Source organism: Mycobacterium paraffinicum, assembly GCF_001907675.1.
Taxonomy (GTDB): Bacteria; Actinomycetota; Actinomycetes; order Mycobacteriales; family Mycobacteriaceae; genus Mycobacterium; species Mycobacterium paraffinicum_A.
On the sequence record NZ_MPNT01000004.1, the window covers coordinates 1 to 12225 of the forward strand.

At 64.4% G+C, this 12225-nt stretch carries 8 protein-coding genes and 2 pseudogenes; 4 read left to right on the plus strand and 6 right to left on the minus strand.

Annotation, left to right across the window (positions count from 1 at the left end):
- Positions 1–119: 119 nt before the first annotated feature.
- A pseudogene (locus tag BRW65_RS06100) lies at positions 120–458 on the plus strand (HD domain-containing protein); the annotation flags it as partial.
- A gap of 13 nt (positions 459–471) precedes the next feature.
- On the opposite strand, the gene BRW65_RS06105 reads toward BRW65_RS06100, so the two are convergent.
- On the minus strand, positions 472–939 hold the full coding sequence (locus BRW65_RS06105) for an NUDIX hydrolase (RefSeq protein WP_011725682.1): 468 nt from the start codon (positions 937–939) through the stop codon (positions 472–474).
- A gap of 7 nt (positions 940–946) precedes the next feature.
- Entirely contained in the window at positions 947–1744 is a 798-nt protein-coding gene (locus BRW65_RS06110) for a hypothetical protein (RefSeq protein WP_011725681.1), read from the minus strand.
- 253 nt (positions 1745–1997) lie between these two features.
- On the opposite strand from BRW65_RS06110, the gene BRW65_RS31660 reads away from it, so the two are divergent.
- The 3 genes from BRW65_RS31660 to BRW65_RS06125 all read left to right on the plus strand — a co-directional run bounded on the left by BRW65_RS31660 (position 1998) and on the right by BRW65_RS06125 (position 5376).
- Entirely contained in the window at positions 1998–2342 is a 345-nt protein-coding gene (locus tag BRW65_RS31660) for a hypothetical protein (RefSeq protein ID WP_019732904.1), read from the plus strand.
- 99 nt (positions 2343–2441) lie between these two features.
- Positions 2442–3884 carry an FtsK/SpoIIIE domain-containing protein gene (locus BRW65_RS06120; RefSeq protein ID WP_019732903.1) on the plus strand — a complete coding sequence of 481 codons (1443 nt, stop codon included), beginning with the start codon at positions 2442–2444 and terminating at the stop codon, positions 3882–3884.
- On the plus strand, positions 3877–5376 hold the full coding sequence (locus BRW65_RS06125) for a replication initiator (RefSeq protein ID WP_011725678.1): 1500 nt from the start codon (positions 3877–3879) through the stop codon (positions 5374–5376). The genes BRW65_RS06120 and BRW65_RS06125 overlap by 8 nt, the downstream gene beginning before the upstream one ends.
- 546 nt (positions 5377–5922) lie before the next feature.
- Here the strand turns inward: BRW65_RS06125 and BRW65_RS06130 are convergent.
- The 4 genes and pseudogenes from BRW65_RS06130 to BRW65_RS06145 all read right to left on the minus strand — a co-directional run.
- On the minus strand, positions 5923–8481 hold the full coding sequence (locus tag BRW65_RS06130) for a S8 family peptidase (RefSeq protein ID WP_023882498.1): 2559 nt from the start codon (positions 8479–8481) through the stop codon (positions 5923–5925).
- A gap of 5 nt (positions 8482–8486) precedes the next feature.
- Positions 8487–9485, minus strand: coding sequence for an AAA family ATPase (locus BRW65_RS06135; protein WP_011725675.1), 999 nt, complete (start codon positions 9483–9485; stop codon positions 8487–8489).
- Between the two features lie 243 nt (positions 9486–9728).
- Positions 9729–11168: a recombinase family protein gene (locus BRW65_RS06140; RefSeq protein ID WP_011725674.1), complete on the minus strand. Its 1440-nt coding sequence runs from the start codon at positions 11166–11168 to the stop codon at positions 9729–9731.
- A 21-nt stretch (positions 11169–11189) separates the two neighbouring features.
- Positions 11190–12194, minus strand: a pseudogene (locus tag BRW65_RS06145) (HNH endonuclease signature motif containing protein); the annotation flags it as partial.
- Positions 12195–12225 lie beyond the last annotated feature (31 nt).

Here is a 12225-nt window from a genome sequence, read left to right on the forward strand (position 1 = left end):
ATCGCGTTGATTCCTTTGCTCGAGTGACTTTGGTCGGTCCCTCGAAGAATCACGCGATGACCTTCATTCATCCGGCTACGACACGCCGGTCATCACCGGCTCGTACACCACTCTGCTGGACGCAACTTCATCCGCTCGATGGCGCGGTGTTCGTCCGGTCGGCCGGTTTCGGGGAGCTGGTCGCGTCGTTGGTGGCGTTTCATACCGGCGCGCACCTGGAGGCATCCGAGCGTGGCGTCTCCGGTTTAGGGGCTTTCGTCCAACCGCCGCGCGATGTGATGGATGCGTTGACGTTTTGCGATTTGACGACCGGACCTGACGGCACGCCGGTATCAGCTGAGGACCGCCTGCGTGAGGTGTTGGCGCGTTATGGACCGCAGGATCCGGTGCACCGGGCGGTCGATGCTGGCCGCGAGGAGTTGCTGGCGGCGGTGGGTCGGGTGCGCGGCTGGCTGTAACCCCTGCATGGGGTTAGCAGAGGTAGGGGCTGTCGCGGTGTTGCAGGTAGTGCTCGATCCGCAGACGCATCGAGGGATGCATGTCCAGGTCGGCGATGTCGTCGGGATCAGTCCAGGCGATGTCGGTGCTTTCGTGGTCGATGGCCAGCTCACCACCGAGCACCCTGGTGGTGAACAACAAGGAGAATTGTTGGCGGACTTCGCCATCGGTGAATGCCACGACGTGCCGCGGGTTGGTGTAGACACCGACCAGGCCGGTGATTTCGACGTCGAGCCCGGTTTCCTCTTTGACTTCGCGCACAGCGGTTTGTTCGATGGTCTCGCCGATGTCGTGTCCGCCGCCGGGTAGCGCCCACAGGGTGTTGTCGCGGCGTTTGATCAGCAAAATTCGACCGCGTTCGTCAGCGACGATCGCCGAAGCCGAGGGGACGACACTGTTAGGCCGTGGGGCGTTGGGGTCGTTGTAGTAGTCGGTGCGCATCGGCGGGTCAGCCTTTCGTCGTTAGGGGTGTGGCGTGGTCCCACACCTGGGTGAAGGCCTCTTCGAGGGTGGCCCAGAGCCGGGGTTCGTGGTGACGGGACAGTACGAGTACGGGGTTGTTGCGTCCGGGTGAGCCGTAGATGTGGAAGTTGACGATCATGGCGTCATCGACCCGAAAGATGGATGTGTAGAGCGTGGTGTCGTGGGTGCGGATGTCCAGTCCCGGGGTGCCGGCGTGTGGGGCGAGCAGCTCGACTGAGGTGCGGCAGCGGGCGATGACGGCTTCACCGATCCCTTCCTCCACGCCGCGCAGGATCATGGTGGCGGTGTCGGGGTCGCCGACGAGGAATCGCACCGCCACGCCGCGGGCGGCGGCGTCGAGCAGGGTGTCGAGGAATCCGTCGAGGGTGTCGAACAGGAACGTGGCGGCCAGCACGAGGATGTCGATGCTGGTGGTGGCGTCGGCGAAATGCTGCTGCCACGCGCTGATCGGTAGCTGGGTGCGGCTGGCATACAGGGTCGCGGTGAACGGGCCACTTGGTGACATGGTCGCCAATGCGCTCGCCATAGTAGGCGAGTACTGATTGGGCCACAGATCGTGCGGCGTGCAGCCCAGCAGCGTGGCTGCGCGCCGCGCGTTGTCCTCGCGGATGTTGTAGTTGGTGTTGGACAGCCAGCGGCGCACCGTCTTGACATCCACGCTCATCGCGGTGGCAAAGCGCTGCGGGGACAGTCCCTTGGCCTGCAGCCGCTGCATGAGGCGATTGTTGGGGATCGCGGCCGCCTTGCCGTCGTGATCGTCCATCGTCTCAGCGCACATCTTTCCGTGTCGTCTCCGTGTATCGCCAGCGCGTGGCGTCTAGTTTGCCATGCGCGTGGTGCCACCCCGCGGCGGTGATGCCCACGTGATGTCCACGGGTATGTCCCGGTGGTGTCCGGAATGTCGCCGGCGATGTCGGCAATGCCGCTAGATGTCCCTGGCTACGTCGGTGGTGTCCACGTGAACTGAGTTCAGCGCCGCAAGGGCGCATACGGTTCACGAAAGGAACTACAGGACAATGCGTTTGAGAATCGATACGTCAGGGACACGGTTCATCGTCACCCGTGCGGCTGAGCCGCGGCTGAACTTTGAGACCGGCAGCCCCAAAATCGACACTGCCACCGGGCTGCCGCAGCATTCGGTGCAGTTGCTGGCGTTGGATGACACTGGCGGCGAAGTGCTCAATGTGACGGTGGCCGGTGACCCGAACGTCGGGGTCACCCAACCGGTCTCGGTGACCAGCCTGGTGGCCATCCCGTGGGCGCAAGGCGATCGCAGTGGTGTGGCCTTCCGCGCTGATGCCATCACCGGCGCCACAGCCGGCGCCCCGGCGGGTGAGCCGGGGTCGCGCACCCAGAAATAGCACCCGCTGCCGAGGCGCGACACCAGCACGTGCCGCGCCTCGGCCCGGGTCCGCCGTCGACCACTGGCTCGTCCACGCACACACGGAGAACACACCGTCATGGCATCAAACAATAAGAACACCAACAACACTCAATCGGACAATGACGACTGGTTCGGCGATCTGGTCATATCACTGTTGACCGCCGCGGGATATCTGCTGTGGTGGGCCGTGCTGTTCCCAGCGATCAGTGTCCCGATCATCGCCAGCCTCACTCTCGGCATCACCCACGGACCCCGCGCCGGGATCGTCGGTGCCATCGCGTTCGGCGCCGGATATATGGGGTGGGCTTGGCTAGACCCAGGCTCGTTTTGCTCGTGGGTGACCGAACCTGTACGGCGCCGCTGGTTGACCTGGTCGCGCTACACCCGCACCTGGGAATCGACGTGCACCCTGCACGGCCTGACCGCCAAACTTGGTGAGCGCACCCTGACTCCGACCCTGCGCACCGTCACGATCGGTAGAACCACCGATGTGTTGGCGGTGCGGATCGTCACCGGCCAATCCCTAACTAACTGGCACCAACAATCCGAGGCGCTGGCCGCGGCCTGGCGCGCCGACCGGATCACCATCACCGCCACCACACCCGGGGAACTACGCATCGCGCTGATGCGCGGGGACGTGCTGGCCGAACCGATCGCGCTGCCCATGCCTACATCGTCGACTCCGGTGGATCTGGGATCGGTGCGGGTCGGGATCACCGAAACCCGCCACCACTGGCAGATGCCGCTGCTCGGGCATCACCTCCTGGTCGCCGGGGCCACCGGCGCGGGCAAAGGCAGCGTGCTGTGGTCCCTGATCGCCGGGATCGCCCCCGCGATCAAGACCGGGCTGGTCCGGCTGTGTGTCATCGACCCCAAAGGCGGCATGGAACTGGGCGCCGGCGCACCCATGTTCACCGTGTTCAGCCACGACGCCACCGACACCACCCTCCAACTCCTGCGCCAGCTCGTGAACGTGATGCACGCCCGCGCAAATCGTCTGCGCGGCCACACCCGCCTGCACACCCCGACACCGGCCGACCCGCTGTTTGTGGTCCTGATCGATGAGATCGCCGCGCTCACCGCGTATGTGACCGACCGCAAGATCCGCACCGAAATCGAACAACTGCTCGGGCTACTGCTCTCCCAAGGCCGCGCGGTGGGGATCTCGGTGGTGGCCGCAGTGCAAGACCCCGCCAAAGACACCCTGCCGGTCCGGCAACTGTTCACCGTGCGGATCGGGTTGCGGCTGACCGAAGCCACCCAAACCACCATGGTGCTGGGACAAGGAGCACGTGATGCCGGGGCGGAATGCGACCGCATCCCCGATGCCACCCCCGGTGTGGGCTACATGCTCATCGACGGCAGCACCCAATCCGTGCGGGTACGCGCCTTCCACGTCACCGACCACGACATCACCACCCTCGCGGCCCGATTCCGCCGCCCCGCGCGCCGGCCCAGTGGCGACCAGGCCTCAACGACGGGCGACAGTGACACCAACAGAGGTGCCAGCGGTGAATAGCTCCACACCACCGGCCCAGCTCGCCCTGCCAGGCATTCCGGACACGGTCGACACCACCCGGGTGGTCGATGAGATGGTGCGCCGCGCCTCCTCGATGGGATACGAATCCTGGTGGCGACGCGCGGAATCCGTCGGGTTCTGTGCCCATCCCATCCAACTCACGGGCACCGAAGACTACGGACGCCAGCAGGTGGTGTGGACCCGGTGCAACAACCGCCGCGCCCACATCTGCCCCTCCTGCTCAGACCTCTACGCCCGCGACACGTGGCAACTCGTGCACGCCGGCGCCGCGGGCGGCCACCACGACATGCCCGCCGCCGTCGCTGATCGTCCGCAAGTGTTTCTCACGCTGACCGCCCCCAGCTTCGGGGCCGTCCACACCACCACACCCACAGACCCCAGCGGATCCCGACACGGTGTGTGCCGCGATCATGACCGCATCGGTGGCTACCGGCGCTGTTCACATAGAAATCCATTGTGGTGCAGCACTATCCACGACCACACCGATCCACAGGTTGGCCAGCCGCTCTGCCGGGAATGCTACGACTATTTCGGGCATGTGCTGTTCACCTGGCATCTGCCTGAGCTGTGGCGACGATTCACCATCACCCTGCGGCGAGCACTCCGCAGGCATCTGAAAGCCGCCGGGGCCGATCCGGATGACGTGCGGGTCAGCTTTCTCAAAGTCGTCGAAATGCAAGCCCGCGCCATCCCGCACATCCACGCCCTGATCCGCCTCGACCCCTACGAGGATCCCGATCAGACCGGTTGGGAATCACCAATCAGTGCAACCGAACTCGCGATGATCATCCAGCACGCCGCCCGTACCGTCACCCTCACCGTCCACGACCCCACCACCGAGGGCGGCGTGCGGGTGATCGCCTTCGGTCCCCAAATCGATACCCAACCCATCACCGCACCCACTAACTCGACGAATGCGCTGACAGCAGAACATTGTTCACCGGATAGCCGGGCACTGTCGGGCCGGCGGGTTGCTCGCTATCTGGCCAAATACGTGACTAAATCTTTGGCCGATCTCGGGATCAGCGTCCGCCGGCTGTCCACCGAATCGATACCCGACCTGGATGTATCCGAGCATGTGCGGGCCATCCTGACCACCATCAGCGACCTCGCTGACAACGGAGTGTCGGGTATTCGGCGGTGGCTGCACACCCTCGGGTTCCGCGGGCACATCACCAGCAAGTCCCGCCGCTACTCGACCACCATGACCGCACTACGGCAACGCCGTGCCACTTGGACCCGCGAACGCTACGCGAAATCTACTGAACACAAGCATAATCCGGATCGTCGACACGGCGATGATGGCAATGATCTGGTGGCGTGGGAGTTCGACCGCGCCGGTCACGCCAGCCTCGGTGAGCGCACCCTCATCGTCAGCGCGGCGCTACGTCGGATCGACCGGCGCCGCACTGCCCGCGAAGCACTATTGCACCAGCGTGGTGATCTTCCTGTCGAGGTACCCGATGGCTAGCCGGGAGGTGCGATCCGCGGATAGGCAGACTGGAAAGTCTTACAGTCGTCAAGAATTCACCGCCTGGCTTGTCGAATCCTGTGAACGCCAGCACGTCGCGGTCACCATCACCAACCCGGCTGTCCTCGCTGACATCGCCACCCTGCTGCGGTAAGGCGCGGCACAGCGTCAGCTCAGTGCGACCAGGCCGTCACATTCTGACGCTGTTTCCTCGCCTGGTCACAGCGGTCCAATGCTGTTGGCTGGCAATTGATGTCAGGGCCGGCGCCGCAGGCGGGCGAACCCCCGGTTCGAGCCTTGACATCAACTGCCAGTCAACGAATAGTCGAAGGTGACCAGTGAAAATTGCACAACCGTGCACGCAGACGGCGTTCTCTGGAAGTAGGATGCGGATCCCGCGAATACTCCTGCACCAGGAGATTGCTCGGTCAGTCCGTTGAGCCCTTCGTCGATACCCAAAGGGATCGTCGACCGTTCCTATCAGGGTTCGCAAGTGAACATTGCTAGATTTGGTAATGCGCGGAATACAGCGGCATAAAAGCTTGGCTAGGTTTGGATTTCGACGGTTGTGCTGATCTGTTGGGCGACGGGAGCCCATAGGTCAACGTCGACGTGTGGGGATTCGATGCTGACGATGAGTGAGTAGTCAACGCCGTGGTTGCTTTGGTCGTATTTGCGTTGGTTTTTCCACCATCCCGCGACCGGGTACACGGCGATGGCTCCCTTGCTGGCGAGGTTGGCGGCTGGACCTGTCCAGATGTCGGTGTGTAGTGAGCCGGGGGCCTGCTGCAGGTTGCTGCCGAAGAACCAGCCTTTCTCGGTGTCGAGTGCAGGTGGGCGTTGCCCGTCGATACGTGCGCGGGTGTTGATGCGCTGGCGGAACGATTCGATGTTGTCCTCCGGGCGTCGGGTGGCGAACCGTAGGCCATGGGAGGGATAGATATAGCGGCCCGTCCAGCCGCGGCTGGAAGGGTTGGGTTCAACGAAGTAGGACAGGGTCACGCGCATGCGTACTTCGGTTTCGCCTAGCCCTTCGAGTATTTCGGTCGGCCATGGCAGTTGGTGGAGATTCATCTCCCGCACTTTGCCTGAGTTGCTGTCGCGGTCGCGCTCGTAGGGATGGATTCGGGCCTCTGCGATGAGGGTGAGCGCATCGGTGGCGCTACGCAGTGCGCGGGCCGCGTCGGGTACACCCATCCCGTAGCGGCGCAGCAGGCTGGCGAGGCGAGTCTTGTTCGATTCGGTGTTGAAGCGGTTGCGCATGGCGTCGGTCCACTGAGCCGAGTGCACGATCAACCCGCGGATGGTCTCGGGGCGCAGCTGCGGGTAGGCCTGGGAGAGATTGCCGGCGATGGCTGCGACCTGAGCGGTGGCGGCCGAGGTGTCTCGCGTCGCGGTGAAGAAACCGTGTCCCGGGCGTTGGAGGCGGGTTGTGAGCAGAGCGAGATTGGGCGGCGTATCAACGTCTGTGCGGTCCGGTGATACTGCGACGTTGCCGCCATCAGCGACCACATCGGGTTTGAACGGCCATTTCGTGCGGTCAAAGACTACCGACGTGCGGCTGACCGGGGATAGTTCACCCCTCTTGGCTACCGGCACGTAGCCGGCGAAATCAGCTGGTGCGCCGGACATGTCGTCACGATTGGAGTAAGCGCCAACCGTGAGCGCGTTCCACGACTGGGCGGGGTCTTCGACCGGCTCGACATCACTTCGAGCGAGGTGATCATCGGTGCCACGAAGGTCGCGGATGTTGCCGGCCGAGACGAGGAACAGGCGCGGGCGCCGCGGCTCGTCACGGTCGAGGTAGGTGAGCTTGGGATCGCTGTCATCGATGGCCCGGCCGAAGGCCAGAGCGTCGATCGCCGCCGACCACGACGTGGGTCTGCCGGTGTCGATTCGTGTGGTCGGTTCGGTGTCAGTTCCGTCGACGGAGGGGCGGCGCGCAGTGACCGCGAGCATGAACACGCGGCGCCGGGCGGCGGCTTGGATCTCTGGGCGGTCGACCGCGCGAGCAGTGATAGCACCGTAGAGATCACGATCGTTGTGGGCGTTATCGGGCAAGAACTTCACCGACTCCAGGCGGTGAGTCAATTGGACCGGCTGGGTGTCGACGAGTGCGGCGTGCAGGTCTCCGTAGAGGGCCAGGCCTGCCATCTCAGTTCCGTGCGATTGGACGGGCGTGGTCTGCCAGCGCGGGTCTGCGACGTGCAGGTCCGCGGCTCCAATCGAGTCGGTGAGCAGAGGGTGCGTGTCCTGCACGCCAGTGTCGAGGATGCACACCACCGCAGCATCCTTGTCGGCCATCCGTAGACGCGCGCGCAGATCGTCCACCCACTCGGTCTGCTCGGCGGCGGGCAGTTCTGTCAACAAAGTGGCAACGTCGTGCGGTCGGCGCAACTCGGCGATGTCGTCAACTGATTGAAACGTCTGCGCCAGTTGGTCTGCCGAAGCGTATAGCAACACTACGGTGCGGTCACCGAAACCCAGATAGTGCTCACTGGTGCGCAGTTCGTGTTGGACAACAAAGTCGCTGAATCTTGCTTGTTCGCGGCGGTCACGGTTAAGCAGCCACACCTCCCACCAACGGACTTCGGTGGGGTCGTCGGGAAACAATTCATCGGGATCGGTCCATAGTTCGCGGATCGTCGCTCGACGGATCGACTGGATACTCTCAATTAGTGCGGCATTGTCAGCCTTGGTCCGGTCTGCAGACGACACGTAGGCGTCCAACCGTTTGAGGAAGTACTCTTTCTTGCCCCGCGGGATGTACACGGTCGCCATCTGAACGATCCCGTCGGTGGTCTGCGTCTCCCGGACGGCGACCAACTCGGGCTGCTCACCAGAGCGCTGCGGGTCCAGACTTTGCAACGCCAGTTCCAAATCTGGAAACGACACAAACGTGACGTAGGTTCCTGCAGGCTCGATCTCATCGTCGGCTGTAGGCGCGACTGCGGCGTTGAATTCGTCAGTGAGGCGTCGGCCATGCCCCTTGCGATCGCCGGTGAACTCGTGCTTGTCGCCACCGCCACCAGCGCTGGCGAGCGTAAAGGACTCCGATACTGGCGCTACCGACACGACAAGGTGAGGACGATCTCGCTCTGCCATGACGTCTAGATCGCCGACTCGCCGTGGTGATTGGCACGCGGCCGTTCGTGCAGGGCGGCCACCAGGTCGTCGGTGCGCACCCGGGCCCGGCCAGCCAGAACTGTTCGCTTCGCCGCATTCTCTGCTGCAGTCGCGATCTCTCCGTGACTGAGCCCGCGCGCGGCAGCGACGACCCTCGGCCAACTCAGGTTGCCGATTTGGAACCGAGCGAGTCGGTTGCGGATGACGGCCTCGGTGGCCGCGTCGTCGGGCAGTGCGAAGTCCATCACTGTGTCAAATCGGCGATAGAGGGCGTTGTCGAGCAACTTGGGGTGATTGGTGGCCGCGATGATGATGCTGTCCGAGGAATCCTCTTCGAGGAATTGAAGAAAGGAGTTGAGGACTCGGCGGATCTCGCCGACGTCGTTGGGTGCGGCCCGATCTCCGGCAAGCGCATCGACCTCGTCGAACAAGTAGACCCCCCGCGTGTCGATGAGCGCATCGAAAATCAAGCGCAGTTTCGCTGCCGTCTCACCCATGTATTTGGTGATGATTGTGTCCAGCCGCACCGAAAACAGTGGAAGCCCCAACTCGCCGGCAATAACTCGCGCGGTTGAAGTCTTGCCGGTCCCTGGCGGGCCGGTGAGCAGCAACCGGCCCGCGGCCCGAAGACCGTGGCGGGCAAGCATGTCTCGTTGACGCTGCTCAAGCAATACATGCCGCAGGTGCTCGGCAAGACCCGGGGATAACACGAGGTCTGCCAGTCGAGACTCCGGATAGCTGACAGCGAGCAGAGAGCCCAGTTCACCCCGGGGCTGCGCCACCGGCACCACCGAGGCCACCCGCGACTTCACTGCACCACGCTTACGCAACTCGTCAACCAGGTCGCGCAGTTCTTGGGCGAACTTTGCGTGCCCAGCTCGTGCAGCTTTTGCAGCCACCTGCATCGCCACGGCGTAGAACTGGGGGTCGTCGCCCTCGGCGTGGCTCATGACGAGAGCCTTCAACTGGTCATTTGTCGCCACCGCTGACCTCCCTTCGGGTCAAACAACCGTCCTGACCAGCACGGCAGGCCCCGTGAGCTGAGTCTAACGGGCGTGATGACTGCTTCCCGACACCACGCCTGACGCAAGTACACCAACCTGGCCCGACGAGGAATGCCCGAATGCAGCGAATGCCGGGCGCCACACGCAAAGTCGTACGTGTTCTAAAGGCAAAGTTTCGGCATGTACCGACGGACGAGACGTTTACCCAACGGACGAGACGTTCTAAATCCGCCAATGCGGCTGTACCCGGTTGATATCCAACTTGCGCGACCCGGGCGTGCCGGGTGCGATGACGGCGTGATCGAGCACTGATTTGATGATGGCTTGTTGGCGGTCGATGTCAAGGTCATCCCACTGACCGCGCAGCACCTCGCCGCAGCCCACCAGATCCATCACCGCACTGGTGTCGGTGGCCTTGGCGATGTCGCGGCGGGCGCGGGCGATGCGGTCGGTGATGGGGTCGCGGGCAGCGATCCATTCCCGCGCCGACACCGCCCCCTCTGCATACAGCCCGGCCAATTCATCCAAGCGGGCCTGGTCGGCCTCCAACTGGGCGGCCAACGCGGCGACGTCGGCGTCCACACTGGACCTACCTGCTAATGCTCCTGCCAGCTGGGGTGAGTCCAGTCGGGTCAGCACCGCATCGGTGAGCAATTCCTCGACCGGCAGCGCCACCACGGTCAGTCGCCCGCAGCCACCGTGATCGGGACCTTTCAAACACACGTAGCGCCGCACCCGGTTAGTCGGATTGTTATGGCGGGCTTGGGAAAACAACCGATTCCCACACCGCCCGCACCGCAACATCCCCGACAGCAGGTAGGTGCGCGGGGCGCGAGTTTTCGTGACGCTGCGAGCAGTCATCCGGGCAAGGATGCGGTCGCGCTCGCCCGCGGTGATGATCGCCGGCCACGCCGCGGCGCCGATCACCTCACCATGATGCTCCCGGAGCCCGGCGATCCGTCCGGAGGCCAAAATGTTGCGCACCGTGGTGGTCTGCCACGACTTCGACGCGGGCGGGGCCACACCGGTGTCGCTGAGCCAGATGGTCAACGACCGGATCGACGCACCCGCGAGATACCGGTCGACCATCTCCCGCACGATCTTGGCTTCCTCAGGGCGCAGGGTAATTTTGTCGGGCTCGTATCCGAAAGGGCGCGCCGGGCCGTGCGGCAGGCCTTTTTCGGCGTTCTGCAACATCTTGCGGCGGATACGCGCGGATTTGCGGCCAGATTCTTTGGCGGCGAACGCGGCGAAAATCCGGGCCATGAACAACCCGTCATCGTTACCCAAATCGATGTCGGCGGTCACGGTAGCGACATCACGCACCCCGACCGACTCACACAGCGTCACGAAGTCTTCCAACTCGACCGGACGGCGATGTAGCCGGTCGAGGTTGTAGACGATCACCGCATCCCGCGCACCGGATTTCAGGTCATCCAGCATGCGGGCGTACTCGCGGCGCGGCTTTCCCGAATACGCTGAGACATCATTGTCGACGTACTCGTCACCGATCGGCCAGCCTCGCTCCGCGGCGAGCTTGCGGCAGTCTTCGAGTTGACGGGCGACCCCCAGGCCGGTGCCCTCCACATCGGCTGAGATGCGGGCGTAGATCGCCGCGGACCGCGCCCCGACACGCTGAGCTGGAGTTTTCGCTTTCCCCATGAGGGTAGTTTAGCGATATTTCAGCTTGGCCAACTCGGTGGGCCCGCCGTCCTCCCAATGCCGGAGGTGGTGGGCATGCAGACCCCGGGTCACGCCACAGCCGGGCACCGCGCAGCTGCGGTGGCGATGCTCGAGCGCGCGGCGTAGCCGCCGGTTGACGGTGCGGGTCGCCCGGCCCGCCCCGATGGGCTGGCCCTCACGCTCGAACCACACCTCACAGGTGGCATCACAGGTCAGGTATCGGCGCTCGGCGTCGGACAGCAACGGACCCAGATGCAACGCCGCCGCGCGCCGCTCGACGTCGACGTGCACCACCACGGTGGTGTGCTGCCCGTGCGGGCGGCGCGCCGCCTCAGCATCCCAGCCCGCCTCGACCAGCCGCAGAAACGCCTCCACAGTGCCCGGCAACGGCGGCGCGGCATCGGACACCCCATCGGCGCGGTCGTGCTTCCACTCGGCGATCAGCGCGTCCCGATGAGACGCCAACGCCGCGTCGAACCTCGCCGCCTCGTCGCGGGGCAGTTTGATCCGCCAACAGCTGCCCTCCTCGGTGGCGGTCTTGGTGATCGAGCGTTCCGCCTCGCGGCGGGCATCGGGCTGGGGCCGCGGTTCCAGCTTGACCGCCGTGCGCAACTGATTCACCGTGGCCACCGCGGCCAACCCCGCGTAATGCGCATCAGACCCCTCACCCGCCCGCGCGGCGATCACCCCGACCTGATCCAGCGACAACCGCCCCTCCCGCATGCCCTGGGCACAGCGCGGGAACTCCTCGACCCGGCCCGCCACCGTGGCGATCGTGTGCGCAGTCGTCGACGACAAACCCAACTTCCAACCCACCAACGCCGCCACCGACCGCGCGCCGGTCATGCCACACAGCCCATCACGCTCGATCTCGGCGACCAGGTCCACAATGCGCCCATCAATCGCATTGCGCTGACCCGCCAACTCCGCCAACTCCTCAAACAACACATCAAGACGCGTGGGCTCATTCACCACCCAAGCGCCAACAGATGCAGTCAACGACATCACCCCATCCTCGCAGCCGGGTACGACAAGT